Raw genomic sequence first — 26,797 nt, 5'->3', positions numbered from 1 at the left:
GCTAATATGGCGCCCAACCCTCGCGGATATTGGGGGACGGGGTGAGCAAGATCCTGATTTGCGGTGGAGGCGTAATCGGATTGTGCACGGCGGCCATGCTTGGCCGCGATGGTCACGACGTGACGGTCCTCGAGGCCGACCCGGCGGATCGGCCTTCGAGTTCCATTCAAGGATGGGACTGGGAGCGCCCCGGCGTTGCGCAGTTCAGGCAGCCCCACAACCTCAGTTCGCGTTTCCGGATGGTCGCCGATCAGGAGCTGCCGGGGCTGACGGATATTTTGCTGCGCGCCGGCTGCGTCTGGATGGACTTCTTCGACCCTCGATCGTTGCCCCCGACAATAACGGACAGGGCGCCCCGCCCGGGCGACGAAGCCATGCGCTTCGTTACCGGCCGGCGGCCGGTGATCGAATGGGCCGTAGCCGAGATAGCGCAAGCTGCGCCCAATGTGACCGTCCGGCGGGGGATCAAGGTTCGCGAGCTGATCACGGGAGCCTCAGCCATTCCCGGCGTGCCGCATATTGCGGGCGTTCGCACGACGTCCGGTGAGGAGATTCGCGCTGACCTGGTGATCGATGCGATGGGGCGGCGAAGCCCTGCCTGCGAATGGATCGTTGCCGCCGGAGGCCGCAGTCCGAGCGAGGAAGCCGAAGATAGCAATTTCGTCTATTTCACCCGCTATTTCACGGGCAAGCAGCGGCCGCGCCGAAAGGGCCGCCTGCTCACTCCGATGGGGCTATTCTCGATTCTCACGCTGGATGGCGACAACGACACCTGGTCGGTCACCCTGTTCACCTCCGCGAGAAATAAGGCCATGCGGGCTTTGCGCGACACCGCCACCTTCCACCGTGTCGTAACGGCATGTCCGATGCAAGCCCATTGGCTTGACGGCGAGCCGATCACGCATGTCCTGCTGATGGCAGGCGTTCTCGACCGCTACCGGCGGTTTGTCGTCGACGGCCAGCCTGTCGTCACCGGGTTTGCGGCTGTGGCCGACGCCTGGGCCTGCACCAATCCGTCCGCCGGGCGGGGGTTGAGCGTCGGCCTTCTGCACGCGCAGGTGCTCAGGAATGTCGCTCGCCGGCACATCGACGACCCCGCCGGATTCTCGCGAGAATATGATGCCGAGACCGAGCGCCAGGTCGGGCCGTTCTATCGCAACCAGATCGCCGCCGACCGTGCCCGGATCGCGGAGATGAACTCCCTGGCGGACGGCCTTCCTGTTCCGCCGCCGAATCCGGTCATGGCCCGGCTTTTCGCTGCCGCAAGCGAGGATGCCGACGTGTTTCGCGGCGTGATCGAGATCGCCATGTGCGTTTCGCTGCCGCAGGATGTCGTCGCCAGACCGCATGTCGCGGCAAAAATGGCCGAACTGGACGGTCGCCCTTTGCCGCCGAATCCCAACATCATCGATCGCGACCGAATGGCATCGCTACTTGCCGGCTGATCTTTTCGCAATCCGGCGTCGACGCTCGGGGTTAAAAGCTCGTCGGGACCGCGGTGACGGAGACTTCGCTCACGCAGGCGTCGTTTTGCCGGTCGAGAGAGCGTCGAACACTTCGCCCGTTTCGGCCACGAGCGTTCGCACCAGTTGTCCGGCCGGAAGCTCCCTGTTCAGCGCCGCCGCCTGCCCATAGAGATGGAAGGCGAAATCCTTGTCGCCGCCGAGCGGAGCGCTGAGCGCGACCATTTGCGGGAAGTCCGGAACGGGCACCCTGCTCTCCTCCATTTCCAGGGCGTAGCGGGTGCGTCTCGCGCGCGCCGCGCGGCCGGTGAAGGCATCGGTGACCATCGTGTCCATGTCGGTCGCCGTGCGGATCAGGGCGCGGCGCGGTGCGTCCGTGCCGGCTTCGTCGCAGGACAGGAAGCCGGTGCCGATCTGCACGCCGCTGGCGCCAAGCGCGAAAGCGGCCGCTATGCCGCGGCCGTCGGCGATGCCTCCCGCGGCAATGACCGGGAGTTCGACGGCATCGACGACCTGGGGAACCAGTGCCATCGTTCCAACGCCGTCGCCAGGACCATTGGGAGCATGCGAACCGCGGTGACCTCCCGCCTCCCAGCCCTGGGCTATGACCGCGTCGGCTCCACCGTCGGCGAGCTTGCGCGCCTCGGCGACATTCGTCGCGGTGCCGATGATTGCGATCCCGGCCTGCTTCAGCCTGCCGATGGCAGCCGCATCCGGAATGCCGAAATGAAAGCTCACGACCGGCGGCCGGGTCTCGAGCAGCAGTTCAAGCTTTTCTTCGTCGAAACCCGGTCCGATCGGCGGAAGCCTCCGCGAGGGCTCGCCGAGCGACAGCTCCTCATAGTAGGGCCGCAACCTGTCGATGACCTGGGTCAGCACGGTGTCGCCGGTGTCGGGTCTGGGAAAAACAAAGAAGTTGAGGTTGAAGGGACGCCCGGTCAAGGCGCGCATCTGGCGCGCAACGTTGCGCAGGCCATCCGGCAGCATCGATGCGCATCCGAGCGACCCCAGCCCACCGGCATTGCTCACCGCGGCGGCGAGCTCCGGCGTCGCCGAGCCCGCCATTGGCGCCTGGATGATCGGATGCTCGATCTTGAAAAGATCGCATAAACGGCGGTTCGGCCACATGAGCGTTTTTCCTGTTGGGAAGGAACACACGCTCACTCATCATAAGCCGGTCTCGGGGCCGGGTCACCGGAATTGTTCGGGTACGCTCCCCACGCTCTCCCGTTCCACCAGCGGGCACTCCAGCTTGGTGATCGGATAGCGGCCGCGGCCGGGCGTCGGCGGCGTCTCCAGTTGCTCGATCGCCCATTGGCCCATTGCCAGATGCGGCAGGATGGAGGTCGTCAGCGGCGGGAACAGATGGCGGGCGATCTCCTCATCGTCATAGCCGACCACGGAGATGTCGTGCGGGATATGCAGGCCGGCTTCCTTCAGCGCTTCGTAGCAGCCGATCGCGGTGCGGTCGTTCTGGCAGAAGATGGCGGTGGGCCGGTCCTTGAGCCCGAGCAGCTTGACCGTCGCGGCATAGCCGGCGCTGGCCGACCAGTCGCCCTCCACCACCAGTTCCGGGTCGAACGGGATGTCGGCGGTGGCTAGAGCGCGGCGATAGCCCTTGAGCCGATCCTGCGCGGCCTGCATCCACGGCTCGCCGGTGATGGTGGCGATGCGGCGATGGCCATGGCCGATCAGGTGTCTCGTCGCGCTCTGGCCGCCGGCGATCTCGGAGGGAACCACGGCCGGGAAAGCATAATCGGCGGTGTAGCAGTTGAGCAGGATGACCGGCATCTCGAGGCTGTAGAGGAAGTCCGGCGCGGCGATCTCGCGGGTGAAGATGGTCATATAGATCAACGCCGTGATGCCGCGCCCCGTCAGCGCCTGGATGGCGCGCGGCTCCATCACCGCGTCGCCCATGGTCTGCGCCACCAGAAGCACGTTGCCGGCGTTCCACGAGGCCTGCCGCGCGCCCTCGATGGCGACCACCGCCTCGGGGCTGGTGGCGAGCTGGTCGACCGCGAAGCCGATGACGCCATCCAGGCCTTCGAAGGGCGTCACCGGCGGCCGCAGCGCGGAAAAGACCGGCGGCGAATAGCCCAGCGCTCTGGCCGCCTCGATCACCCGGTCGCGTGTCTGTTGCGACAGCCTGATGCCCGGCGAATTGTTGAGCACGAACGAGACCGTCGCCTGCGAGCAGCCGGCGGCGCGCGCGATGTCGGTCATGGTGACACGTCCTTTGGGCTTGGCGGCCGGCTTGCGGCGCCTGGAAGCCCCGGGAGGATCGCGCAGTTCCGTTGGTTCACTCATGGTCGGTTCCCAAACCCGGCCGGCTCCAAAGCAAAGGCCGATTGCAACGGCAAGATGGTCGGCACGCTCATCTGAAACACACTATTGATAATAAGTATTATCAAGCGCGACATGCAAATCGCCGGCCGCGCCGCGTCGCGACGAAATCAGTCCGATAAGGTCAGCAGCGCTGACAATTCCTACGGGTTTCCGTGCGATAGAAGGCTTTTGCGCACGTGCTCTCCTCACTCTCGGCGCATCTTTCGACCAGCGTCTCCTCCGCTTCGAAAGCACGCGCCTCAGCTCAAAACTAATACTCTTTACTAATAGCTGTAAGAGTTCTACTGTCAACTCGTCGTAACCGTCCGGGCTTCCGCTCGGTGCCGGCAAAGTGCGAAGGATGCTCGCTCGAAAGCCGGCGGGATCGCCGGTTTGGGCGCGTGTCCATCCTCACGAAAATGTCAGACAAATCGGACTATTTACGAATGCCACATGAGTGTCTAGTGTCTCGACCGCGGCCGGATCGGAACCGTTCTTAAGTCGGCGGACCTTTGCGCCACACCCTTGAGGAGGAGGGTTATCCGCGCCGCAGCCGAGACATCAGCGAAGAGTTCTACAAGGGAGGTTGAACTATGAAATCCATGATACGCAACGCATCAGTCGCCGCGGCGGCCTTGGCATTAGGCCTGTCGGTAAGCGCCAGCGTGCGCGCCGACGACAAGCCGACGCTGGCCTTCGTCGTCAACGGTGCGTCAGACTTCTGGAAGGCGGCGGAAGCCGGCGTGAAGAAGGCGCAGGGCGAACTGCCCGACTACAATCTCGAGCTCAAATATCCGGAACAGTCGTCGGTCGCCATCCAGCAGCGGCTGATGGATGATCTGGTGACGGCAGGCGTCAAGGGCATCATGGTCTCGGCCGTCGATCCCAAGACCTCGACCGACGGATTGAACAAGATCGCGTCGGAAACCGCGCTGTTCACCACCGACTCGGATGCGCCGCAGACCAAGCGCGTCGCTTATATCGGCTCGTCCAACGTCGATGCCGGCAAACAGGCGGCCGAAATCGCCAAGAAGGCGATGCCCAACGGCGGCAAGTGCCTGGGCTTCGTCGGCCTGCTCGGCGCCGACAACGCCAAGGAGCGCATCCAGGGCATGAAGGACGGGCTCGCCGGCAGCAAGATCGAGCTGGTCGACGTACGCGGCGACGACATCGACCAGGCGCGTGCCAAGAAGAATGTCGAGGACGCGCTGGTCGCCAGCCCCGACATCACCTGCATGGTCGGCTTCTACTCCTACAACACGCCGCGCATCTATGAAGCGCTGCGCGACGCCGGCAAGCTCGGCCAGATCACCGTCGTCGGCTTCGATGACGATCCGATCACGCTGGGCGGCGTCAAGGAAGGCACCGTCGCCGCGACCGTGGTGCAGCAGCCGTTCGAATGGGCCTATCAGGGCATGAAGCTGATGGCTTCCTACCTCAAGGGCGACAAGTCGGGCATCCCGGCCAACAACCTGATCATCATCCCGACCAAGATCATCGGCAAGGATGATGTGGACGCCTACGCCGCCAACCTCAAGGCGATGCAGGGCAAGTAAGCTCAGCACAGTTGCGCCGGCTCAAGGTTCGCCTTGAGCCGGCGTTCGTATTGACGGACCCGCCAAGGCCCGTCAGTCTGTGGCCACCGGCTGTTGCCCCGTGCGGTAAACTATGGCGTGATGACCTCTACCGATTCCACTCAACCGACCACCGCTCCGTTCCTGAGCCTCGAGGCCGTGCGCAAGACCTATCCGGGCGTTGTGGCGCTGGACAGATTCTCGATGGAGGTCCGGCCCGGCGAGGTCATAGGCCTGGTCGGCGAAAACGGCGCCGGCAAATCGACGCTGATGAAGATCCTCGGCGGCGTGACGCGGCCGGACAGCGGCACCATCACCGTCGACGGCGCGGCGCATGACGCGCTGACCGTCGAGCATAGCATCGGCTCCGGCATCGCCTTCGTGCACCAGGAACTGAACCTCTTCGAAAATCTCGACGTCGCCGCCAACATCTTCTTCGGCCGCGAGCCGCTGCGTGCCGGGCCGCTGAGGCTGGTCGACCGCGCGAAACTGCGCGAGATGGTGGCGCCGCTGCTAAAGCGCGTCGGCGCCAATTTCTCGGCCGACGCGCCGGTGGCGTCGCTGTCGCTCGCGCAGCAGCAGATGGTCGAGATCGCCAAGGCGCTGTCGATCAAGGCGCGCCTTGTCATCCTCGACGAGCCTACTTCCAGCCTGCCGATGGCGGAAACCGAAAAGCTGCTCGACGTCATCAAGGGCCTGAAGGCGCAAGGCATCAGCGTCATCTTCATCTCGCACCGGCTGCATGAGATCGAGCGCGTCGCCGACCGCGTCGTGGTGCTGCGCGACGGCACGCTGGCCGGCACCCTTCCCAAGAGCCACATCAATCACGACGAGATGGTCAGGCTGATGATCGGCCGCATGCTGAAGGAGCGCGAGAAGGCCGGCGAGGCCGCGCGGGCTCCGGGCAGCGTAGCCCTGTCGGCGGATGCAATCCGCACCAGCACCTATCCGGACCGGCCGGTCAGTCTGGAGTTGAAACGCGGCGAGATACTCGGCCTTGCGGGCCTGGTCGGTTCCGGCCGCACGGAGCTCGCGCGCGTGCTGTTCGGGATCGACGAACGGCTCGCCGGCAGCGTCACGCTCGACGGCAAGCCGCTGAATGTGACATCGGCGGCCGACGCGGTGGCGAATGGCATCTTCCTCGTGCCGGAGGACCGCAAGCTCACCGGCATATTGCTCGATCTCTCGATCGCGCAGAACATTTCATTGCCCAACCTGCCGGCCCATGCCAGGCGCTCGCTGGTCTCGGTCGGCGCCGAGCTCGCGACGGCCGAAAAGCAGAAGAAGAACCTCGGCATCAAGGCGCCGTCGGTCTTGACCCGCACTGGGACGCTGTCGGGCGGCAACCAGCAGAAGGTGGTTCTGGCCAAATGGCTGGCGATGAACCCCAAGGTGATGATCCTGGACGAGCCGACGCGCGGTATCGACATCGGCGCCAAGGCGGAGATCTACGGGCTGATGCGGGCGCTCGCCGATGCCGGCGTCGCCGTGCTGATGATTTCCAGCGACATGGAAGAAGTGATCGGCGTGTCGGACCGCATCGCGGTCATGCATGAGGGGCAGATCTCCGGCATCCTCGATAAGGACGATTTCAGCCAGGAGAACGTGCTTTTGCTGGCGGTCGGCAAGAAGCCGAAACTGCTGCAGGCGGCGGGAGGAGCGCAATGAGCAAGAAAGATCTCGGCCTGCTGATCCTGATCCTGGTGGTCGGCGCGGTGGTGACGGCCATCAACCCGCGCTTCCTGTCGGCGATCAATCTCGCCAACACTTCCAACCTGGTCGCTCTGTTCGGCATCCTGTCGATCGGCCAGGCCTTCGTCATCATCACCGGCGGCATCGAATTGTCGGTCGGCTCGGTGATCGCCCTGCTCGGCACGCTGTTCATCGATTTCATCGCGGTGCGCGAGGTGAGCTGGCCGCTGGCCTTCGTGCTGATCCTCGTGCTCGGCGCCGTCATCGGCTTCGTGCATGGCTGGCTGATCACGCGGCTGAAACTGCAGCCCTTCGTGGTGACGCTGTGCGGCCTGCTCATCTATCGCGGCGTGGCGCGCTTCTATACCGCCGACGGCACGGCCGGCTTCGCCTTCGGGCAGAACTTCCCGACGCTCGAGTTCCTGACCGCGGGCCGCTCCTACGGCCTGCCGAACAGCTTCATCGCGCTGATCGTCATCGCCATCGTTATGTGGGTGGTGCTGCACCGCTCGGTCTTCGGCCGCTATCTCTATGCGATCGGCAAGAACGAGGAAGCGGCGAAATATTCCGGCATCCGCACGGGCCGGGTGATCATCGCCGCCTATGTCATCTGCGGCGTGCTGACGGCGCTGTCGGCGATCTATTTCGCCATGTACACGCGCTCGATCTCGCCCGCGAGCCACGGCCAGTTCTATGAGCTTTATGCCATCGCCGCGGCGGTGCTGGGCGGCTTCTCGCTGCGCGGCGGCGAAGGGTCGCTGGTCGGTGCTGTCCTCGGCACCGTGCTGCTGCAGGAGTTGCAGAACCTCGTCAACCTGCTCGGCATTCCTTCCTCGCTCAACTTCGCGGTGATGGGCGGCGTGATCCTGATCGGCGTGCTGGTCGACCAGCAATGGGGCGTCTTCCGCGCCCGGCGCCGGATGCTGGAGGCGTCTCGCCGGGGCGTCGCCGGCGCGCCGGCGGAGTAGTCTCGCTCTTCCGTCCACACCCGGACCGGGTTCCGATTGGATCGATGCTCGCGGTGAAGCCGTGGGCAGGTCCCGATTCGCGGACGAATTGCAACAACGCGTGAACCGGAAAACAGCCCTTGTCGCAGAATCGGGGCTGGGCTAAGCAAATGGTATCTGAGGGTTCCAAGAACAAAATATGGGAGAAATTACCGTGACATCATCACGTTGGATCGCGCTCGCCGCGCTGGCGCTGACCTGCTCGACCCCGGCTATGGCCAAGGACTGGAAGACCGTGACGGTCGCGATGGAGGGCTCCTATGCCCCGTGGAACCAGACCGATGCCAGCGGCAAGATCGTCGGCTTCGAGGTGGACATCCTGAACGACGTCTGTGCCCGCGCGAAGCTGGAATGCAGCATCGTCGCGCAGGATTGGGATGGCGTCATTCCCGGGCTAACGGCAGGCAAGTTCGACATCGTCATGGACGGCATGTCGATCACCGAAGAGCGCATGAAGACCATCGACTTCTCGATTCCCTACGCGTCGTCGCCGGTGGCTTTCCTGGCCGACAAGAACGGCCCGCTGGCGCAGATGTCCAACACCGGCAAGATGATCGATCTCTCAAAGGACGACGCCGAATCCAAGGCGGCGCTCGACACGCTGCGCAAGGAGCTCACCGGCAAGAATGTCGGCCTGCAGGTCTCGACCACGGAGGCGACCTTCGCCGACAAATATCTCAAGGATGTCGCCAACGTCCATGAATACAAGACCACCGACGAGCACGACCTCGACCTGATGGCGGGCCGCATCGACGTCGCCTTCGCCGACACCACCTATTTCCTAGGCACGCTGGCCAAGCCCGATGCGAAAGACCTGGAATTCGTCGGCCCGCAATTCAAGGGTGGCCCGATCCTCGGGCCGGGCATCGGCGCGGCCTTCCGCAAGAGCGACAAGGACCTGCAGGACATCTACAACAAGGCGCTCAAGGCCGCGCTCGATGACGGCTCGGTGTCGAAATATTCCATGCAATGGTTCAAGATCGACATTACCAAGTAATGTCGCAACGGGAGCAGCCAAGGCTGCTCCCGTTTTGCATTGAGCATATACGTCGATGCCTATCTCGGCGCCCGCAGGAGCCGTAAGTGGAGTTTCTCAACGATCTCAAGGATCAGGTTTCGACGGCCTATGAGCTGTTGGCCGCCGGCTGGGGCGTGCAACTGCTCTGGGGCATCGCCTGGACGCTCGCCGTCACCGTCGTCTCGATGCTGATCGGCGCCGTGCTCGGCTCGCTGGTGGCGGCGGCCAAGCTTTCGCATCGCGGCGGATTGAGGTTCATCGGCGAGAGCTACACCACCGTCTTCCGCGGCGAACCGGAACTCCTGATCATCTACCTGTTCTACTATGGCGGCACCCAGATCCTGACCGGCGTGGCGCGCTCGACCGGATCGATCGGCTCGGCCGATATCTTGAACATGCCGAGTTTCCTTGGCGGCGTTCTCGCGGTCGGCATCATTTCCGGCGCCTATCAGGCCGAGGTTTTTCGCGGCTCGTTCCTGGCGATCCATCGCGGCGAGCTGGAAGCGGCGCGTGCCTACGGCATGTCGGCCTGGCTGCGTTTTCGCCTCGTGATCATGCCGCAGGTCCTGCGTCTCGCGGTGCCGGGGCTGGGCAATGTCTGGCAATTGACCATCAAGGACTCGGCGCTGATCTCGGTCACCGGCGTCGCCGAGCTGATGCTGACGGCCAACAAGGCGGCGCGCTCGACGCATCATTCGCTGCTTTTCTACACGCTCGCCGGCATCCTCTATCTGGTGATGACCTCGATCTCGACGCCGATCTTCGACAAAGCCGAGCGCTACACCTCCCGAAGCTTCACACGGCCGAAATAAGAGGTGGCGGTGGATTTCGACTTCTACCTTTCAACCATGTGGAGCGTGCTGAAGGCGCTGCCGCTGACGCTCGAGATCTGGTTCTTCGGCATCGCCTTCGGGCTCATCATCGCCACCGGCCTGACCTGGCTGCGGGCTTCCGGCTACAAATCGGGCGAGTATTTCACCCGCGCCTATGTTTTCGTCTTCCGCGGCTCGCCGTTGCTGGTGCAGCTCTATCTGGTCTATTTCGGGCTCTCCCAGTTCGACTTCGTGCGCCACAGCCCGATCCTGTGGCCAATCCTGCGCGATCCGATGTATTGCACGATCGTCGCCATGGCCTTGAATACTGCGGCCTATGAGAGCGAGATTTTCCGCGGCGCGCTGCGCGCGGTGCCTGTCGGCCAGATCGAGGCGGCCAAGGCGTTCGGCATGTCGGCCTTCACCCGCTTCCGCCTCGTCACGCTGCCGATCGCGCTGCGGCTTGCGTTGCCGGCCTATTCGACGGAAATCATCCTCATGACCAAGGCAACCGCGCTGGCGTCCGTGGTCACCATCATGGAGATGATGGGAACGGCGCAGAAGATCCAGCATGACACGTTCCGGCCGATTGAGGTGCTGACCTGCGCCGGCGTGATCTACCTGCTTCTCAACCTGTCGATCGCCCGGTTGTTCGCCTGGGTCGAGCACCGGCTTTCGCCGCATCTGCGTCCCCCGCCCGAGCAGAGCCAGCAAGTCAAACCCGTACCGGAGGTGTTGTGATGTCGGCAAATGTCGCCGCTGCCGCGAAAGCCGCGCCGTCCTCCGATGAGACGCCAGCCATCAGCGTCAAGGATCTGCGCAAGTGCTTCGGCGATCATGAGGTGCTCAAGGGCATTTCGCTCGAGGCCCACAAGGGCGACGTCATCTCGATTCTCGGCTCCTCCGGGTCCGGCAAGAGCACGATGCTGCGTTGTATCAATCTCCTGGAGACCCCGGATTCCGGCGAAGTGCGGGTCGACGGCGAGCTCATCAAGATGAAGCGGGGTCGCGACGGCCACCAGATGCCCGCCGACATCCGCCAGGTGGAGCGGATCCGCGCCAACCTCGCCATGGTTTTCCAGAGCTTCAATCTATGGTCGCACATGACCGTGCTGGAAAACCTCGTCGCCGCGCCGACGCATGTGCTGAAGCGGCCGCGCGCCGAGTGCCTGGAGCAGGCCGAGGCATTGCTGAAGCGCGTCGGCATATGGGAGCGCCGCAACTACTATCCGCCCCACATGTCTGGCGGCCAGCAGCAGCGCGCGGCAATAGCCCGAGCGCTGGCGATGAATCCCAAGGTGATGCTGTTCGACGAGCCGACATCCGCGCTCGATCCGGAACTGGTCGGCGAGGTGCTGCGCGTCATGCGCTCGCTCGCCGAAGAAGGACGCACCATGCTGGTCGTCACGCACGAGATGGGTTTTGCCCGCGACGTGTCGAGCAAGGTGATGTTCCTGCACAAGGGCGAGGTGGACTCGGCCGGCGAACCGAAGGAGATGTTCGCTAGGCCGCCGACGCCGCAGTTCAAGCAGTTCATCGCCAACTTCCACAAGTGAAGCGCGGCGCCCCTTCTCCCCTTGTGGGAGAAGGTGGCCGCGAAGCGGCCGGATGAGGGGTGCTGGAAGAAACGAGGCGCTGAAGAATAGGATGCGCACAGCGCTCATTTCGTCATCGCAGCGATCCTTCCAACACCCCTCATCCGTCTCGGCGCTGCGCGCCGATCCACCTTCTCCCACAAGGGGAGAAGGAGAAGGTCTTAGATCATGTCCGACAGATCCGAGAACGCCATCGCCTTGCGCAGCACCTCGGCGAAGCGTTCGCCGGCGATTTCCTTGTCGCCGCTGTTGTCGATCGAGGTCACGTCCGGTCCCGTCAGCTTTACGCTGGTGCTGCGCGCCAGGCGGGCAAGCACCTCGCCGCGCGATTCACGGCCGCGCGCCGCCAGCCGCTCGGCGAGGATTTCCGGCGTGGCGGTGATCTCGACCACGGCCAGGTTGGCGTAGCGCTCGCGCAGCGCCGGGATGACCGCGCGGGAGACATTCGCCACGGCTACATGACCATTGGCCACGGCCCAATCGACATCGGCCGGCAGGCCATAGCGCAGGCCGTGCGCGTCCCAGCACAGCGAGAAGGCGCCGTCGGCCTCCGCCTCGGCAAAGGCGGCATCGGCCAGCGTATCGTGGTCCTCGCTTGCCGTGTCGCTCGGCCGGGTGATGACGCGGCGCACGAATTCCAGCCGCGTCTCGCCGGCAAAGCGCGCCTTGGCGTAGCCGATCACCGTATCCTTGCCGGCGCCGCTCGGCCCCACCACCGCGACGAAGACGCCGTTGCGGATCGGCAGGCTGTCGGCCAGCTCGCGCTCGATGAGAGCTGAGACCATCATCATGCTACCCGGCTGCCCTGGCGCCACACGGTGCGCACGACCGGCACATGGTCGTCCACGCGCACCCGCACCAGGTCGGCACGGCGGCCGGGCTCGATGATGCCGCGGTCGGCGAGGCCGATCGCTTCGGCCGGGTTCTTCGAGACCATGGCGACCGCCTGCGGCAGCGAGATGCCCTCGACGACGTCGCCGAGGAAGAAGGCCGACTGGATCAGGCTGAAAGGGATGTAGTCGGACGACAGGATGTCGAGCAGGCCGTCGGCGGCGAGCGTGCGCGCCGAGACATTGCCGGAATGCGAGGCGCCGCGCATGACGTTTGGCGCGCCCATCAGCACGCCGAGGCCTGCGGCTTTCGAGGCCTTGGCGGCCTCTTCCGTCGTCGGGAACTCGGCGACGCGCACGCCCTGCTCGATCGCTTCGTCGACATGGCCGGCGGTCGCGTCGTCATGGCTCGCCAGCACGATGCCGCGCTCCTGGCAGGCGGCCGAGATGAAGACGCGGTTCGGACCGGAATTGCGGGCCGATTCGGCCATCCGCTTCTCGCAGAATTTCTGGAAGTCGCGGTCCGTCAGCTTCAGCTTGCGCTGGTAGTAGTAGGCATAGGTCTCGAGGTTGACGAACTGGCGCTGTCCGGGCGCATGGTCCATCAGCGAGGCGAGCTTAACCCGCTCGTCGGTCTCGAAATTGGCGAAAGCCTCGAGGCAGTCCGGCGCCGAGACCTCGCAGCGCAGGTGGATAAAATGGTCGGCCCTGAGCCGATCCTGGCGCACGCTGTCCTCGATGGCGTCGGCCAGCTTGCGAACGTCGTCGGATTTCAGGTCGGCATCCTCGTCCATGCCGACGCGCAGGGCGTCGAGCACCGTGGTGATGCCGGCGGTCGCGACCTGGGCGTCATGGGCAAGCACGGCGGCGATCGGGTTCCAGCGCACTTTCGGGCGCGGCGCGTAATGACCTTCGAGGTGATCGGTGTGAAGCTCGACGAGACCCGGGATGATGTAATCGCCGCCCATGTCCTCGCCGGCGCGGGCAGCCCCCGGCTCGACGGCGGCAATCAGGCCACCGCGCAACAACAGCGAGCCCTTGACGATTTCGTCGGGCAACACGATGCGGGCATTGGTGAGAACGGTTTCGGCGGTCATCTCGGGCGGTCCTATCTCAAGCAGTCGTTTCAGAGCAATTCCAGGAAAAGTGCTTTGCGGTTTTCCGTCCGAAATTGCGTAAACAAAAAGATAGGGCGGTTCAGCGTTTCCGCGGATCCGTCCTATGCGGTCTTGCGGGCGGGGCTGCGGCCAAGCGCATGATGGGAAAGCACCATGAACGGGGCGCCGGGCTCGCTTTCGACGAACAATGTCAGCGCATCCACCGGCACGGGCTGCCGCAGCACGTCGGCGAACAGGCCGTCGATCGCTGCACGAAGACGTGGGCTTTCCTGTGGCCCGACCCGCCCCGACAGCGTCATGTGGAAGCGGAACGTGTCAAAGACGTAAGGGTAGCCCCATTGGCAGAGATTGCGGAACTCGTCCGGCTTCAGCGCATCGGGGCTGCGGCGCTCGATCTCGGCCTCCGTCAGCGGCGCGCGGAACGGATCGAAGGCGCGCACCACCTCGCCGGCGAAATCGTTGAGCGGCGCAAACTGCGTTTCCGGCACCAGCGCGAAGAAGCCGTCGATCTGGCCGACGACGAGACGCGGGATGATCACAGGCGGCGTCGTCTCGGCGAAAGCGTCGAGCGCGGCGCGCAGCGAAGCTTCCGTCTCGTTCGGCGCCAGCCGGAACGGCGCTTTCAGCGTCGCATGGAATCCGTAGCGCCGGGCAGAGGCAGTATGGAAAGCGACTTCCGCGGCCGACAGATCGCCCACGGCCTCGACCGGCCGCGTCGCCGCGCCGAACGGGTCGCGGCCCAGCCAGTTGGCTGCAATGCGCGCCAGCTTCTCGTCCTGCCCCGGGGTATAGTAGATGGCGTAGCGCATGGGCGTTCCTCGTCAAGCGCGCTGCGCGCCCCAAAGGAATATGCGACGCGCTTCAAGTCATTGTCTTGGCAGGTCGTGGCCCAAACGCCGGAGCGCTTGGGGCGACATGCACCGGAACCGCTGCCATAGGTGATTTCCATGACGGATTGACGAAGCTTTCGTGGGTTTTCGAAGGCAAGTCCAGCACGGAGCTCGTTAGCCGACGATTTTTCCGGGCTGGACCAACGGCTTTGCCGGCGCGTCGATCAGGCCTTGATCAGCCATTCATGCTCGGGCGCGTTGTGGAATTTCCACGTCCGCTTCGGTCCGGCCATGACGTTGAGGTAATAGAGGTCGTAGCCGTGGCAGGCCGCGCAGGGATGATAGCCCTTGGGCACCAGCACGACGTCGCCGTCCTCGATCGCCATCGCCTCGTCCAGCTCGCGCACGCCGTTGCGGTCGGCATCGGTGTAGACGCGTTGGAAGGCAAAGCCCTGCGGCGGGTTGAGGCGGTGATAATAGGTCTCCTCGAGATAGGATTCGGCCGGCAGATTGTCCTGGTCGTGCTTGTGCGGCGGATAGCTCGACGTGTGGCCGCCGGGCGTGATCACCTCGACCACCAGCAGCGAATCAGCCGGCTTGCCCTCGGGCAGGATGTTGGTGACGTAGCGCGTGCTGGTTCCCTTGCCGCGCACCTCCTGGCCGAGATCGTCAGGTCCGATGACGCGCACCGGCAGACGGCCACCGAGGCCAGGCGCCGAGCAGACGGCGAGTTCCAGCTCGGTATCGGCGGTCACCGACCAGTCGGCGCCTTGCGGCACATAGACCGACCACGGCTTGCCTTCGAAGGGCGACATGCGCTCGCCGAGCAGGCCGAGATCCTTGCCGCCGGCCGATGCCTTGCCCTTTCCGGTGACGAACACCAGGCAGGCCTCGCGCTCGCCGGTTTTGCCGGACACCGTCTCGCCCGGACGAAGCCGATGCAGGTCGAAACCGACATAGGTCCAGCCGGCGCTTTGCGGCGTGACGTGAGCGACATGGCCGTGGCCCTTGTCGGCCTTGACGAGCAGTTTCGACATTTTTGTCTCTCCTATTCCGTTGGCCTTCGTTGGTTGCGGATCAAAGATCTTGCCGGCTGACAGAACCAGCACAACCTTCGAGATTGGCCGAGGCCTCCAACTTCGTCATTCTAGGGCGAAGCAGGAGCGCAGCTCCGTCGCGGAGACCCTAGAATCCATGCCGTTACCTCAATCGAAGGGCGCTGCGGAGCAGAATTCTGTACCGCAGCGGCTGCTTCGAAGTCACGGAATGGATCCTAGGGTCTGCGCCGCGTCGCTGCGCTCCTTGCTCCGCCCTAGGATGACGAAGCGAGGAGCGTTTCGGCTAATCGCCAACGTATGCGATCCGCCTTGCACGCAGTATCCGATCCGTAGAAGCTCTCGAGCCATGGATCACTCACTCTTTTGGTTCGACGTCGGCCTTGTTCTCCTCCTCCGGTTTGTAGAGGTAGAAAAACTGCCACACCGCGTAACCGGCGAAGCCCAGCGCGATGACGCCCCAGAAGGGTGTGCCGGAGGCGAATTCGATCACCGACCAGACCAGGCAGACCGCGACGACCGCGATACGGCGCCACAGCGGCCGGAAGAAGGGATGCTCATAGTCTTTCATCGCGCCAATCCAGGATTTTGCCAAAGCACAACGGATAAACCGGGCGCCCCGACTATTCCACTGCTCAGGCCGGAAAACCCTGCGTCTCGACCGTATAGCCGGCGGCCGTCATCACCCGCATAAGTTCCTTGTGGCCGACCTGGGCCATCTTGAGCGGCGGGTTCTTCTTCGGATCCTGCTCGGCCTCGACCACGAACCAGCCTTCATAGCCATGATCGGCGAAACGCTGGACGATGGCGCCGAAATCGAGCGAGCCGTCGCCCGGCACGGTGAAGGCGCCGAGCGCCACGGCGTCGAGGAAGGACTGTTTCGTGCGGTCGAGCCCGTCGATCACGCCCATGCGAACATCCTTCACATGGACGTGGTTGATGCGCTTGTGGTGATTGTCAATGGCGCGCAGCACGTCGCCGCCGGCAAAGGCGAGATGGCCAGCATCGAGCAGCAGCGGAATGCCTTCGCCGGAGTTGCGCATGAAGGCGTCGAGCTCCGGCTCGGTCTCGACCACCGCCGCCATGTGGTGATGGTAAGAGAGCGGCATGCCTTGCTCAGCGCACCACTCGCCGAACTCGGTGACGCGCCGGCCGTAAGCCTTCATCTCGTCATCTGAAAGTTTCGGCTTGGTGGCCAGAGGCTTGGAGCGGTCGCCCTGAATGGACCGGCCGACCTCGCCATAGACGATGCAGGGCGCGTCGACGGCCTTGAACAGGTCGATCATCGGCTGGATGCGGTCCTTGTTCCGGGAGATGTCCTCGTTGACAAGCGTGCCCGAGAACCAGCCGCCGCAAAGCGTGACGTCGGCCTCCTTCAGGATCGGCAGCATCACCTTCGGATCGTTGGGGAAGCGGCGGCCCATCTCCATGCCGGTGAAGCCGGCCGAGCGCGACTGGCGCAAACATTCCTCCAGCGACACGTCATCGCTCAATTCCACGAGATCGTCATTCCACCATGCGATGGGGGACATGCCCAGTTTGGCTTTCAAGTCGTCACTCCAATGTCGGTTCGTTGCGAGCCGGTTCAGCCCTTACGGCTGTCCACGGCTTCCTCGTATTTCTTGCGCGCGGCGTTGACTTCGCGTCGCGACGAGACTTCCGGCACGGCGACGTCCCACCAATGGCCGCCGGCCTCCGTCGACACCAGCGGATCGGTGTCGATCACCAGCACCGTCGTCTTGTCGTTCTTCTTCGCCTTGGCCAGTGCTGTCTCCAGCTCGGCGATCGACGCTACCTTCTCGGCCACGGCACCTAAGCTTGCCGCGTGCGCGGCGAAGTCGACGTCAGGCATCACCTCGTGGCGGGCGTCCTTCAAGAGGTTGTTGAAGTTGGCGCCGCCGGTCGCCATCTGCAGCCGGTTGATGCAGCCATAGCCGCGATTGTCGAGCAAAACGAGGGTGAGCTTCAGGCCAAGCATCACCGAAGTGGCGATCTCGGAATTGAGCATCAGATAGGAGCCGTCGCCGACCATGACGACGACCTCCTGGTCGGGCTTGGCCATCTTGACGCCGAGCCCGCCGGCGATCTCGTAGCCCATGGTCGAGAAGCCGTATTCCGCATGGTAGGAGCCGGGCGCGCCGGCCTGCCACAGCTTGTGCAATTCGCCGGGCAGACCGCCGGCGGCATGCAGCAGCGTGACGCCCGAACCCATGGCGCGCTGCACCGCGCCGATCACTTGCGCATCGGAAGGATAGGCGGCATTGGTTGAAGCGGTTACCTTTGCGGCTGCCGCCTGCCACTCCGTCTTGCCCTTCAGCGCATTATCGGTCCAGGCGGCGGGCGCCTTCCAGCCCTTCAGCCCGGCGGACAGCTCGGCAAGCCCTTCGGCCGCGTCGGCGACCAGCGGCAGCGCCCAATGCTTGCCGGCGTCGAAGACCTGAGTATTGAGGCCAATAATGGTGCGGCCGGCATTCTTGAACAGCGCCCAGGAGCCGGTGGTGAAATCCTGCAGCCTGGTGCCGACCGCAAGCACGACATCGGCCTCCTCCGCCAGCCGGTTGGCGGCCGACGTGCCGGTGACGCCGACCGCCGCCATGTTGAGCGGATGGTCGTCGGGCAACGAGGATTTGCCGCCCTGCGTCTCGCAGACCGGAATGCCAGCGCCCTGCACCAGGTTGGCGAGCTCGTCCGAAGCCTGCGAATACAGCACCCCGCCGCCCGCGATCACCAGCGGCTTCCTGGCGCCTTTCAGCGCCGCGACGGCTGCCGCCAGCTCGTTCCGATCCGGGCGGAGCCGGCGCGGTGTCCAGACACGCTCGGCGAACAGACTTTCGGGATAATCATAGGCCTCCGTCTGCACGTCCTGGCAGAGCGACAGCGTCACCGGGCCGCATTCGGCCGGATCGGTCAGCACCTGCATGGCGCGGTTCAGCGCCGGGATGATCTGCTCCGGCCGCGTGATGCGGTCGAAATAGCGCGATACGGGCCGGAAGCAGTCATTGACGCTCGCCGTGCCGTCGGAGAAATCCTCGGCCTGCTGCAGCACCGGGTCCGGCAGGCGGTTGGCGAAGACATCGCCAGGCAAAAACAGGACGGGCAACCGGTTTACATGCGCGAGTGCGGCCGCCGTCACCATGTTGAGCGCGCCGGGACCGATCGAACTGGTCGCGGCCATGAAGCGGCGGCGGAAATTCGCCTTGCCATAGGCGATCGCCGCGTGAGCCATCGCCTGCTCGTTATGGGCGCGGAAGGTCGGCAACTCGTCGCGGACCTGGTAGAGCGCCTCGCCGATGCCGGCGACATTGCCATGGCCGAAAATCGCCCAGACGCCGCCGAAGATCGGCACCTTCTTCCTGTCGATCTCGGTCATTTGCCGGCTGAGGAAGCGGGTCAGCGCCTGCGCCATCGTCAGGCGGATTGTCTTGCTCATGATGTCTCCTCCGCAGTCCTTCAGCGGTCTCGTTATGCGGCTTTGCGGCCGCGCGCGGCAAGCCATGCCTCGGTCAACTGCTCGAAGCGCGCGGCCATGTCGGCGATCGCCTCGTCATCCGACATCCTGCCGGCCAGCCATCGTTCGGCGGCGTTGACGAAGATGGTGCGGCCGACGGCGAAACCTTTGACGATCGGCGCATTGGCGGTGGCGGCAAACGCCGCGACCAGCTCGTCCTGCGGCGCTTCCAGCCCGAGCAGCACCACGCCACGGCACCAAGGATCGTTCCTGACGATCACCTGTTCGATCTTCGCCCAGGCGCCTGCGGAAGCCTGCGGCTCGAGCTTCCACCAGTCCGGCTTGATGCCCAGCGCATAGAGCTCTTCAAGCGCCCGCGGAATGGTGGTGTCGTCGAGCTTGCCATGCTTGCCGGCGATGATCTCGACCAGCAGTTCGCGGCCGACCTTTCGCGCCGCCTCGAACAGCGCGCGCAGCTTCTGCTGCTGCTCGCTCTTCAGTGCTTCCGGATCGTCCGGGTGATAGAAGCACAGGCATTTGATGCAATGGTCGACAGGCCATTCGGTGAGCTGCGAGCCGATATCCTGCGAAAACTCGAAACGCAGCGGCCGCGACCCGGGCAATTCGACGGGGCGGCCGAGCCAGGCGAAGGGATGGCGGGCGAATTCGAACATGGCGTCGCGGCCATATTTCTCGTCGATCAGCATGCCGTAGCCATCGCGGCCGGCGGCGACCTTTGCCGCCGCCTTGACGGTCAGCACCTTGAAGTCGGGGATGCGCGAAACGTCGGCCCCGACCTTGGCGGCAACGTCTTCAAGCTGGACGCGATGGTCGCAGGCCAAAGCCATCAGCGAGGGGATGTCGCGCCGCCGCGTCGTTGCCCAGTGGACGTGGTTGATCGCCTCGTCCTTGCGCAGCGCAAGGTGCTTGCTGCCATGCTTCAAAAAGAACTGCAGCTCCTCGAAGGTCGGATATTCCGGCGCGCAGAGCAGGCGCGACACCGCGAAGGCGCCGCAGGCATTGGCCCAGGTCGCGGCGGTGGCAAAGCTCTCGCCGCCGAGCCAGCCCCGCAGGAAGCCCGACATGAAGGCGTCGCCGGCGCCGAGCACATTGTAGATCTCGATCGGGAAACCCTTGCCGACGATGCCGTCCTCGAGGTCGTCGCTGATCGGCCCGTCATAGACGATGCAGCCCTTGGCACCGCGCTTGAGCACGATGGTGGCCGGCGACAGCGCGCGGATCGTCTTCAGCGCGCTCAGGCAATCGTCGGCGCCGGAAGCGATCATGATCTCTTCCTCGGTGCCGACGATGAGATCGCAATCCGGCAGCACCGTCTTCAGCTGCGCCGAGACGCGGTCCGACTTGACGTAGCGCTCGAAGCCTTCGGCATGGCCGGCAAGGCCCCAGAGGTTCGGGCGATAGTCGATGTCGAACACCACCTTGCCACCCCGGGCCTTCATCAGGCGGATGGCCTTGCGCTGCGCGGCATCGGAATTGGGCCGCGAGAAATGCGTGCCGGTGACGACCACCGAGCGCGCCGAGGCGATGAACGCCTCGTCGATATCCTCCTCGGCCAGCGCCATGTCGGCGCAGTCGGAACGATAGAAGATCATCGGCGAGACGCCTTCGCTCTCGACCGAAAGCAGCACCAGCGCCGTCAGGCGTTCCTTGTCGGTCTTCAGCCCGTCGACGGAGACGCCCTCGCGCTTGAGCTGCTCACGGATGAAACGGCCCATCTGCTCGTCGCCGACGCGGGTGAGCAGCGCCGAGCGCAGGCCGAGCCTTGCCGTGCCGACGGAAATATTGGCCGGGCAGCCGCCGACCGACTTGGCGAAAGAGGTGATGTCCTCCAGCCGTGAGCCGATCTGCTGGCCATAGAGATCGACTGAGGCGCGCCCGATGGTGATGACGTCGAGCGGCGGGTATTTCCCTTCCACGGCTTCGCCCATTCGAACCTCCCATCGGCCTTGTTGTGCAGAGCAGCGTCGTTTTGGACAGCACGCGCCAGCGACGGCGTGGTGTCGTCAATATGAAATATTAATTCCAATCCACAGTCAATATGGAATGAGTGTTCCCAAGCCGAAAAGCGCTCGTCTGGGAGGCTCAGCCCTTGCGCCGGCGCACCGTTTCGCGGCGCTTCTCGCCGACGGCGACGGTCAGCGCCATGGCCAGCGCCATCGTCGCCGAGATCGAGCGGAAGCCGCCGAAATCGGCCTCGGCGACCTCGAACCAGACCTTGGCGAATTGCGCCAGCGGCGAGAAGGACGAGTCGGTGATCGCCACGATCGGCACGCCCTGCTCGGCGATCGAGCGCGTCTCCTCGATAGTCGCCGGCGCGTAAGGCGAGAAGCTGATGGCGATGACGGCGTCGCGCGGCGTGGCGAAGCCGATCATCTCGGCGTTCAGCCCCGCGGCCGATTCCACCAGCTGGTTGCGGATCTTGAGCTTGCCCAGCGCGTAGGCAATGTAGGAGGCGACCGGATAGGAGCGGCGCTTGGCCAGCACATAGATCGTCTCGGCCTTAGCCAGGAGCGCCACCGCCTCCTCGAAATGGGCATCGTTGAGCGAGCGCGAAATGTCGCCCAGCGAGGTGCTTGCGGCGGCGACGAAGCCGTCGAAGATCGCCCGATGCCCGCGGCCTTCCTCGGCCTTGGCGCGCAGCGCCGCCAGCCGCTCATCATAGGAGGAATTGCGTTCGCGCAGCCGCTCGCGGAAAACCTGCTGCAGGCTGGTGAAGCCGTCGAAGCCGAGCTGCTGGGCAAAACGGATCAGCGTCGAGGGCTGCACGCCGGCCGAGGCGGCGATGCTCGCCGCCGTGCCGAAGGCGATGTCGTCGGGATTGTCGAGCGCATAGGCGGCGATCTGCGCGATGCGCTTGGGCAGGCTCGCGCGCCTGTCCAGGATCCTCGCGCGCAGCGTTTCGAAATCGCGAGGCACCCGTTCGTCCATCGTCGCTCCGCCCACGCTCATAAGGTTTTTCCCTCTCCTGCCTCATCATAGCGAGTTCGCGCAAGAACACCATAAAAAATGATTTAGATATTCCATTCTTTATCAAAATAGACTAATTCATCCACGCATACTTTCCTTTATCCTGGAGACAATCGACATGGTCGGAGTGGGCCTCATCGGCACTGGCTTCATGGGCAAGTGCCACGCCATCGCCTGGAACGCGGTGGGCACCGTCTTTCCCGATGTCGACAAGCCGAAACTAGTGCATCTGGGCGAGGTGAATGACGAGCTTGCCAAACGCAAAGCTGCCGAGTTCGGCTTCGCAAAAGGCTCCGGCGACTGGCGTGCCGTGGTCGAGGATCCGGACGTCGAGATCGTCTCGCTGACCACGCCGAACCAGTTCCACCCGGAAATGGCGATCGCCGTCCTCGAAGCCGGCAAGCATCTGTGGTGCGAGAAGCCGATGGCGCCGAGTTTCGCCGAGGCCGAGGCGATGGCGAAGGCCGCGAGGACATCCGGCAAGGTCGCCGTGCTCGGCTACAACTACATCCAGAACCCCGCCATCCGCCATATCGGCGCGCTGCTCGAAGAAAAGATCATCGGCGACGTCAATCTCGTGCGCATCGAGATGGACGAGGATTTCATGGCCGACCCCGAAGCGCTGTTCTTCTGGAAACACGAGGCCTCTTCCGGCTATGGCGCGCTCGACGATTTCGCCGTCCATCCGCTGTCGCTGATCAAGGCGCTGTTCGGCCGCGTCTCGCGCGTCATGTGCGACATGGTCAAACCCTATGCCGATCGCAGGACCGCTTCCGGCGCCCGCCGCGCGGTCGAGACCTATGACATCGCCAGCGTCTTGATGCATCTCGAGAACGGCGTTGCCGGCTCGCTGCTGGTCAACCGCTCGGCCTGGGGCCGCAAGGGCCGCATCGCCATCCAGATCTTCGGCTCGAAGGGCTCGATCCTCTACGACCAGGAGCGGATGAACGAGTTCCAGCTCTACCTCACCGCCGACCGGCCGACCGAGCAGGGCTACCGCACTATCCTGGTGGCGCCGCACCACAAGCCTTACGATTCCTTCCTGCCGGCGCCTGGCCACGGGCTGGGCTTCAACGACCTCAAGATGATCGAATGCCGCGAGCTCCTGATGCGCATCGCTGGTAAGCCGGCCCGCATCATCGACTTCGACGAGGGGCTGGAGATCGAGCGCACCGTGCATGCCATGGCCCGTTCGTTCCAGGAGCAGCGCTGGGTCAATGTGAGATAGGCCTGCCGGCCATCGAGGCCGCCGCAACGGGCGGTGATCACCTACCAATGCAGGACCGGATCTGAGCATTCAGGCCAGGTTGATAGCGACGTTGCGCAGCAGCGCCACGGATTTGCGCATGCCTTCCATCGGCGACAGCATCATGTCCTCGTGCTCGATCGACAGCACGTCGTCATAGCCGGCCTGCTTCAGCGCCGTGCAGAACTGCCGCCACCAGGTCTCGCCGTGGCCGTAGCCGAGCGTGATGTAATTCCAGGCCCTTTCGGCAAACTGATTTGGCGGGCGCGCATCGAGCGTGCCGTCGATGGCCGCCGGTATCGGCTCGACACGTGTGTCCTTGGCGTGGACATAGTAGATGGCCGAGCCAAGCTTGCGCACGGCGGCAATGGGATCGGCGCCCATCCACATCGGATGGCTCGGATCGTAGTTGGCGCCGACCGTCTTGCCGACCGCATCGCGCAGCCGGAACAGCGTCTGGACATTGTACACGGCCTGATGTCCATGCAGCTCCAGACAAAGCTTCCTGATGCCCAGCTTGTTCGCAAATTCGACGAGATCGCGCCAATACGGGATGATGCAATCGTCCCACTGGTAGCGCTGGATGTCGGCGCATTCGGGCGGCCAGTCGGTGATGATCCAGTTGGGGTTGGTGTCGCCGGGTCCGCCCGGCAGCCCGGACATCATCACCACCCGGTCGATGCCCATCAGGCTCGCCAGCCGGATCGTGTCCTCGGTCACCTGCCGATGCTGCTTGCCCTGCGGCCCCGGGTGCAGCGGATTGCCCGAGCAGTTGAGCGCCGCGATCGTCAGCCCGTGGTCGCGAACCTTGGCGACGAATTCGGTTCGGGTCGTCTTGCTGTCCAGCATGGCGGCCAGATCGATGTGCGGCGCCGACGACCAGTTGCCGCAGGCGAACTCCAGCGTCTCCAGTCCGAGATCGGCCGACGCGCGCAGCATCTCGTCGAAGGACAGGTTGCCCAGGCTGTCCGTGATCATGCCAATCTTCATTTCGGGACTCCCGCTTGCCTTCACACCATCCGCTTAGAGTTTCACCGGTTCGAACCTGCCGGACCGAGCCGACGCAAGCGCCGCCTCGCAAAGGATCATGGCCTTGCGCCCATCGCTGGCCGTGACTGCCGGACTCCTGCCCGTCTCGACGCAGGTGATGAAGTGATCGATCTCGGCGGCGTAGGACTCGGCATAGCGTTCGACGAAGAAGTAATAGGGCTTGTCGCGCGATATGCCTTTGCCGCCATACATTTCCACAGAGGTCGGCAGCCGGTTGCCGGCCTGCAGCATGCCGTCGGCGCCGTGCACCTCGATGCGCTGGTCATAGCCATAGGCGGCCCTGACGCTGTTGTTGATGTGACACTGCCGGCCGGATGCCGTTCGCAGGATGAACATCGCCGTGTCGTAATCGCCGAGCTTCCTGTATTGCGGCGCCACCAGCGAGGAGCCGGTCGCGAAAAGCTCCACAGGCTCCTCGCCAAGCATGTTCCGCGCCATATCGAAATCGTGGATGGTCATCTCGCGAAAGACGCCGCCGCCTCCCGCCAGCGCTTCCTCGGTCTCCGGTTCGGGATCGCGGCTGGTGATGATGACCTGCTCGACGGCGCCGATCTCGCCGCCATCGAGGCGCTCCTTCAGCGCCCGGAAGCTCGGATCGAAGCGGCGGTTGAAGCCGATCTGGAAAGGCACGCCGGCTTTCGCGACAGCGGCCAGGCATTCATCCGTGCGCTTGAGGTCGAGGTCGATCGGTTTCTCGCAGAAGATCGCCTTGCCTTGCGCCGCCGCGGCCATGGCAAGCTCCGCGTGCGTGCGCGTGGCTGAGGCGATGAACACCATTTTCACTGCCGGATCGTTCATAACGGTCTCGGTGTCCACGATCTCGGCGCCGGTTACGGCGGCGACCTTCTCGGCCGCCTCGCGATTGGGATCGACGACGTAGCGCAGCCGCACCTTCGGGTGGCGCGCGAGATTGCTCGCATGCACGCGGCCGATCAGCCCCACCCCGAACAGACAAACATCCATCATGCGTTCGACTTTCTCATCAGGCCGCTCCAGCGCTGCCCGCCGGTTCGTGTATCCGAGCGGCAATCATTTCACCGCGCCCATAGTCAGCCCGCGTACCAGATGCCGCTGCACCAGGAGTGCGAAGAAGACGATCGGCAACGCGCCGATGACGCCGGCGGCCGCCATCGAGGCCCAGTCGGTATCGATGCGCCCGATGAGTGTGGCGGTGCCGCGCGGCATGGTCATCGCCCGCGGCGTCGCGGTCAGCGCCAGCGCGAAAAGGAATTCGTTGAAGGTGACCAGCACGGCGAAGATCGCGGTGGCCGCGAGCCCCGGTGCCGCCAATGGCAGCGTGATGCGGCGGAAGGCGCCGAAGCGTGAATCGCCGTCCACCATCGCAGCCTCCTCGAGATCGACGGGGATCTCGCGGAAGAAGCTCTCCATCATCCAGACGCAGAAGGTGACGTTGAAGGCGGTGTAGGTGGCGATCAGTCCGAGCCAGCTGTCGAGCAGCCCGAGGCTCAGCATCAAGAGATAGACGGGTATCAGGATCACCACCGGCGGGATGATGCGCAGTGTCAGGAGGAAGAGACCGATCTTGCGCTCCGCGGCGAAGGGCAGGCGGAACCTCGCGATCGCGTAGGCGCCCATCGCGCCGAAGACCAGCGCTATCGCGACCGAGAAGAAGGTGACCACCACCGAGTTCGTCAGGTAGGAGCCGAACTGCTTTTCGGTGAACAGCCTGACGTAATTGTCGAGCGTCGGCACATGCGGATAGAGGGTGCCTTCCTGCGTGATCTCGCGGTTGGACTTGAGCGAGGTGGACACCAGCCAGCAGATCGGCAGCAGCACCACTGCCAGCACGAAAATGGTGGTGAGGATGCGCGCCAGGCGGGTGCTCATGACGCGTCGATCCTGCGCAGGAGCCTAATGGCGCTGAAGGCGAGCGCGAGCACGACGAGGCCGATCGTCACGAACAGCGCCGCCGCGTATCCGGTCTGCTGGAATTTGAAAGCGGTGTCGTAGCCATAGATCGAGATCAGCCTCGTCGCTTCGCCCGGCCCGCCACGGGTCAGCACGAAAACCTGGTCGAAGGTGCCGAAGGCATCGATGGTGCGGAGCACGATGGCGACCGCCAGCACCGGCCGCATCATCGGGAAGGTGAGATCGGCGAAGACGCGCCAGGACCCGGCGCCGTCGACGCGCGCCGCCTCGAACGGCTCGTGCGGCAGCGACTGCAGGCCGGCGAGCAGGATGAGGAACATCAGCGGCGTCCACTCCCAGACGTCGAGCACGACAAGGCCGATGAAGGCATTGAGCGGGTTTCCGAGGATCTGGACCCCGCCGCCGCCCATGGCCTCTGAGAGCGCCGTCAGCATGCCGGCGTCGCTGGCGTAGATCAGCCTGAACAGGATGGCGACGACGACCGGCGTGATCACCATGGGAATGATCAGCACCGTCCTGAGCAGCCGAATGCCGCGGAATTCGTGCAGGCAGAACAAGGCAAGCGCGAAGCCCAGCACCGCCTCGATCGAAACCGACAGCGCCACGAACTTGACGGTGACCCACAGCGAATTCAGGAACTGTGCGTCGCTCCAAAGCTGCACATAGTTCCGGAAGCCGACATGGGAGACCGGCGAGCCGTAGCGGTAAGCCCTGGTGCTGGCGCGCAGCCCGTCCCAGAGCGGATAGACAAGCACGCCGAGCACGATCGTCAGGCCCGGCGCCAGCATGAGATAGGGGAGGGCGAGGTCGAGCCCCGCCCCCTGCAGGCGATATTTGCGTGCCTGCATGCCGGTTT

General features: G+C 64.4%; 24 protein-coding genes. 9 read left to right on the top strand and 15 right to left on the bottom strand.

What is annotated here, in order from left to right:
* Positions 1–41: 41 nt before the first annotated feature.
* A complete protein-coding gene (locus tag LB535_RS06615; RefSeq protein ID WP_224631610.1) occupies positions 42–1,445 on the top strand; it encodes an FAD-dependent oxidoreductase in 1,404 nt (467 codons plus the stop codon).
* 69 nt (positions 1,446–1,514) lie between these two features.
* On the opposite strand, the gene LB535_RS06610 is transcribed toward LB535_RS06615, so the two are convergent.
* Complete coding sequence (locus LB535_RS06610; RefSeq protein WP_224631609.1) at positions 1,515–2,591, bottom strand: NAD(P)H-dependent flavin oxidoreductase; 1,077 nt, start codon at positions 2,589–2,591, stop codon at positions 1,515–1,517.
* Between the two features lie 63 nt (positions 2,592–2,654).
* Entirely contained in the window at positions 2,655–3,770 is a 1,116-nt protein-coding gene (locus tag LB535_RS06605) for a LacI family DNA-binding transcriptional regulator (protein WP_224631608.1), read from the bottom strand.
* Positions 3,771–4,381: 611 nt separating this feature from the next.
* Between LB535_RS06605 and LB535_RS06600 the strand changes: the two genes are divergently transcribed.
* The 7 genes from LB535_RS06600 to LB535_RS06570 all read left to right on the top strand — a co-directional run bounded on the left by LB535_RS06600 (position 4,382) and on the right by LB535_RS06570 (position 11,447).
* Positions 4,382–5,344, top strand: a complete 963-nt coding sequence (locus LB535_RS06600; protein WP_095768035.1) for a sugar-binding protein — start codon at positions 4,382–4,384, stop codon at positions 5,342–5,344.
* A gap of 120 nt (positions 5,345–5,464) precedes the next feature.
* Entirely contained in the window at positions 5,465–7,030 is a 1,566-nt protein-coding gene (locus tag LB535_RS06595) for a sugar ABC transporter ATP-binding protein (protein WP_224525926.1), read from the top strand.
* Complete coding sequence (locus LB535_RS06590) at positions 7,027–8,022, top strand: ABC transporter permease (RefSeq protein WP_224525925.1); 996 nt, start codon at positions 7,027–7,029, stop codon at positions 8,020–8,022. The genes LB535_RS06595 and LB535_RS06590 overlap by 4 nt, the downstream gene beginning before the upstream one ends.
* 193 nt (positions 8,023–8,215) lie before the next feature.
* Entirely contained in the window at positions 8,216–9,058 is an 843-nt protein-coding gene (locus LB535_RS06585; protein WP_224629887.1) for a transporter substrate-binding domain-containing protein, read from the top strand.
* A gap of 86 nt (positions 9,059–9,144) precedes the next feature.
* The gene (locus tag LB535_RS06580) at positions 9,145–9,891 is read left to right on the top strand and encodes an ABC transporter permease (protein WP_224631607.1); all 747 of its coding nucleotides are present in this window, start codon (positions 9,145–9,147) and stop codon (positions 9,889–9,891) included.
* Positions 9,892–9,900: 9 nt separating this feature from the next.
* Positions 9,901–10,632 carry an ABC transporter permease gene (locus LB535_RS06575; RefSeq protein ID WP_224631606.1) on the top strand — a complete coding sequence of 244 codons (732 nt, stop codon included), beginning with the start codon at positions 9,901–9,903 and terminating at the stop codon, positions 10,630–10,632.
* Positions 10,632–11,447, top strand: coding sequence for an ABC transporter ATP-binding protein (locus LB535_RS06570; protein ID WP_224631605.1), 816 nt, complete (start codon positions 10,632–10,634; stop codon positions 11,445–11,447). Before LB535_RS06575 ends, LB535_RS06570 begins: the two co-directional genes overlap by 1 nt.
* 200 nt (positions 11,448–11,647) lie before the next feature.
* Here LB535_RS06570 and phnN read toward each other — a convergent pair whose 3' ends face one another.
* The 9 genes from phnN to LB535_RS06525 form a co-directional block, all read right to left on the bottom strand.
* Positions 11,648–12,274: a phosphonate metabolism protein/1,5-bisphosphokinase (PRPP-forming) PhnN gene (gene phnN, locus LB535_RS06565; protein WP_176477063.1), complete on the bottom strand. Its 627-nt coding sequence runs from the start codon at positions 12,272–12,274 to the stop codon at positions 11,648–11,650.
* Complete coding sequence (locus tag LB535_RS06560; RefSeq protein ID WP_224631604.1) at positions 12,274–13,413, bottom strand: alpha-D-ribose 1-methylphosphonate 5-triphosphate diphosphatase; 1,140 nt, start codon at positions 13,411–13,413, stop codon at positions 12,274–12,276. Before LB535_RS06560 ends, phnN begins: the two co-directional genes overlap by 1 nt.
* A 122-nt stretch (positions 13,414–13,535) precedes the next feature.
* On the bottom strand, positions 13,536–14,243 hold the full coding sequence (locus tag LB535_RS06555) for a DUF1045 domain-containing protein (protein ID WP_224631603.1): 708 nt from the start codon (positions 14,241–14,243) through the stop codon (positions 13,536–13,538).
* Between the two features lie 245 nt (positions 14,244–14,488).
* Complete coding sequence (gene iolB, locus LB535_RS06550) at positions 14,489–15,301, bottom strand: 5-deoxy-glucuronate isomerase (protein WP_224631602.1); 813 nt, start codon at positions 15,299–15,301, stop codon at positions 14,489–14,491.
* Between the two features lie 376 nt (positions 15,302–15,677).
* Positions 15,678–15,890, bottom strand: a complete 213-nt coding sequence (locus tag LB535_RS06545) for a DUF3329 domain-containing protein (RefSeq protein ID WP_224631601.1) — start codon at positions 15,888–15,890, stop codon at positions 15,678–15,680.
* 64 nt (positions 15,891–15,954) lie between these two features.
* Positions 15,955–16,869, bottom strand: a complete 915-nt coding sequence (gene iolE, locus LB535_RS06540) for a myo-inosose-2 dehydratase (RefSeq protein ID WP_140843606.1) — start codon at positions 16,867–16,869, stop codon at positions 15,955–15,957.
* 35 nt (positions 16,870–16,904) lie between these two features.
* On the bottom strand, positions 16,905–18,749 hold the full coding sequence (gene iolD / locus LB535_RS06535; RefSeq protein ID WP_224631600.1) for a 3D-(3,5/4)-trihydroxycyclohexane-1,2-dione acylhydrolase (decyclizing): 1,845 nt from the start codon (positions 18,747–18,749) through the stop codon (positions 16,905–16,907).
* A gap of 32 nt (positions 18,750–18,781) precedes the next feature.
* The gene (locus LB535_RS06530; protein WP_224631599.1) at positions 18,782–20,716 is read right to left on the bottom strand and encodes a bifunctional 5-dehydro-2-deoxygluconokinase/5-dehydro-2-deoxyphosphogluconate aldolase; all 1,935 of its coding nucleotides are present in this window, start codon (positions 20,714–20,716) and stop codon (positions 18,782–18,784) included.
* Between the two features lie 154 nt (positions 20,717–20,870).
* The gene (locus LB535_RS06525; RefSeq protein ID WP_224631681.1) at positions 20,871–21,716 is read right to left on the bottom strand and encodes a MurR/RpiR family transcriptional regulator; all 846 of its coding nucleotides are present in this window, start codon (positions 21,714–21,716) and stop codon (positions 20,871–20,873) included.
* A 157-nt stretch (positions 21,717–21,873) separates the two neighbouring features.
* Between LB535_RS06525 and LB535_RS06520 the strand changes: the two genes are divergently transcribed.
* Positions 21,874–22,983, top strand: coding sequence for a Gfo/Idh/MocA family protein (locus tag LB535_RS06520; RefSeq protein WP_224631598.1), 1,110 nt, complete (start codon positions 21,874–21,876; stop codon positions 22,981–22,983).
* 69 nt (positions 22,984–23,052) lie between these two features.
* Here the strand turns inward: LB535_RS06520 and LB535_RS06515 are convergent, their stop codons facing one another.
* The 4 genes from LB535_RS06515 to LB535_RS06500 all read right to left on the bottom strand — a co-directional run bounded on the left by LB535_RS06515 (position 23,053) and on the right by LB535_RS06500 (position 26,789).
* Positions 23,053–23,979, bottom strand: a complete 927-nt coding sequence (locus tag LB535_RS06515) for a sugar phosphate isomerase/epimerase family protein (protein WP_224631597.1) — start codon at positions 23,977–23,979, stop codon at positions 23,053–23,055.
* 45 nt (positions 23,980–24,024) lie between these two features.
* Complete coding sequence (gene iolG / locus LB535_RS06510; protein WP_224631596.1) at positions 24,025–25,017, bottom strand: inositol 2-dehydrogenase; 993 nt, start codon at positions 25,015–25,017, stop codon at positions 24,025–24,027.
* A 63-nt stretch (positions 25,018–25,080) separates the two neighbouring features.
* Entirely contained in the window at positions 25,081–25,899 is an 819-nt protein-coding gene (locus LB535_RS06505) for a carbohydrate ABC transporter permease (RefSeq protein WP_224631595.1), read from the bottom strand.
* Entirely contained in the window at positions 25,896–26,789 is an 894-nt protein-coding gene (locus LB535_RS06500) for a carbohydrate ABC transporter permease (RefSeq protein ID WP_176477056.1), read from the bottom strand. Before LB535_RS06500 ends, LB535_RS06505 begins: the two co-directional genes overlap by 4 nt.
* Positions 26,790–26,797: the final 8 nt, after the last annotated feature.

It is taken from the genome of Mesorhizobium sp. CA10, assembly GCF_020165285.1.
Taxonomy (GTDB): Bacteria; Pseudomonadota; Alphaproteobacteria; order Rhizobiales; family Rhizobiaceae; genus Mesorhizobium.
Note: the sequence above shows the minus strand (reverse complement) of the source record. Positions and strands in the feature narration are given on the sequence as shown.

Coding starts and splice junctions, on each gene's coding strand:
- LB535_RS06610 (WP_224631609.1), bottom strand. CDS start 2,591: ATGTGGCCGAACCGCCGTTTATGCGATCTTTTCAAGATCGAGCATCCG.
- LB535_RS06605 (WP_224631608.1), bottom strand. CDS start 3,770: ATGAGTGAACCAACGGAACTGCGCGATCCTCCCGGGGCTTCCAGGCGC.
- LB535_RS06600 (WP_095768035.1), top strand. CDS start 4,382: ATGAAATCCATGATACGCAACGCATCAGTCGCCGCGGCGGCCTTGGCA.
- LB535_RS06595 (WP_224525926.1), top strand. CDS start 5,465: ATGACCTCTACCGATTCCACTCAACCGACCACCGCTCCGTTCCTGAGC.
- LB535_RS06590 (WP_224525925.1), top strand. CDS start 7,027: ATGAGCAAGAAAGATCTCGGCCTGCTGATCCTGATCCTGGTGGTCGGC.
- LB535_RS06570 (WP_224631605.1), top strand. CDS start 10,632: ATGTCGGCAAATGTCGCCGCTGCCGCGAAAGCCGCGCCGTCCTCCGAT.
- phnN (WP_176477063.1), bottom strand. CDS start 12,274: ATGATGGTCTCAGCTCTCATCGAGCGCGAGCTGGCCGACAGCCTGCCG.
- LB535_RS06560 (WP_224631604.1), bottom strand. CDS start 13,413: ATGACCGCCGAAACCGTTCTCACCAATGCCCGCATCGTGTTGCCCGAC.
- LB535_RS06555 (WP_224631603.1), bottom strand. CDS start 14,243: ATGCGCTACGCCATCTACTATACCCCGGGGCAGGACGAGAAGCTGGCG.
- iolB (WP_224631602.1), bottom strand. CDS start 15,301: ATGTCGAAACTGCTCGTCAAGGCCGACAAGGGCCACGGCCATGTCGCT.
- LB535_RS06545 (WP_224631601.1), bottom strand. CDS start 15,890: ATGAAAGACTATGAGCATCCCTTCTTCCGGCCGCTGTGGCGCCGTATC.
- iolD (WP_224631600.1), bottom strand. CDS start 18,749: ATGAGCAAGACAATCCGCCTGACGATGGCGCAGGCGCTGACCCGCTTC.
- LB535_RS06530 (WP_224631599.1), bottom strand. CDS start 20,716: ATGGGCGAAGCCGTGGAAGGGAAATACCCGCCGCTCGACGTCATCACC.
- LB535_RS06525 (WP_224631681.1), bottom strand. CDS start 21,716: ATGGACGAACGGGTGCCTCGCGATTTCGAAACGCTGCGCGCGAGGATC.
- LB535_RS06520 (WP_224631598.1), top strand. CDS start 21,874: ATGGTCGGAGTGGGCCTCATCGGCACTGGCTTCATGGGCAAGTGCCAC.
- LB535_RS06515 (WP_224631597.1), bottom strand. CDS start 23,979: ATGATCACGGACAGCCTGGGCAACCTGTCCTTCGACGAGATGCTGCGC.
- iolG (WP_224631596.1), bottom strand. CDS start 25,017: ATGATGGATGTTTGTCTGTTCGGGGTGGGGCTGATCGGCCGCGTGCAT.
- LB535_RS06505 (WP_224631595.1), bottom strand. CDS start 25,899: ATGAGCACCCGCCTGGCGCGCATCCTCACCACCATTTTCGTGCTGGCA.
- LB535_RS06500 (WP_176477056.1), bottom strand. CDS start 26,789: ATGCAGGCACGCAAATATCGCCTGCAGGGGGCGGGGCTCGACCTCGCC.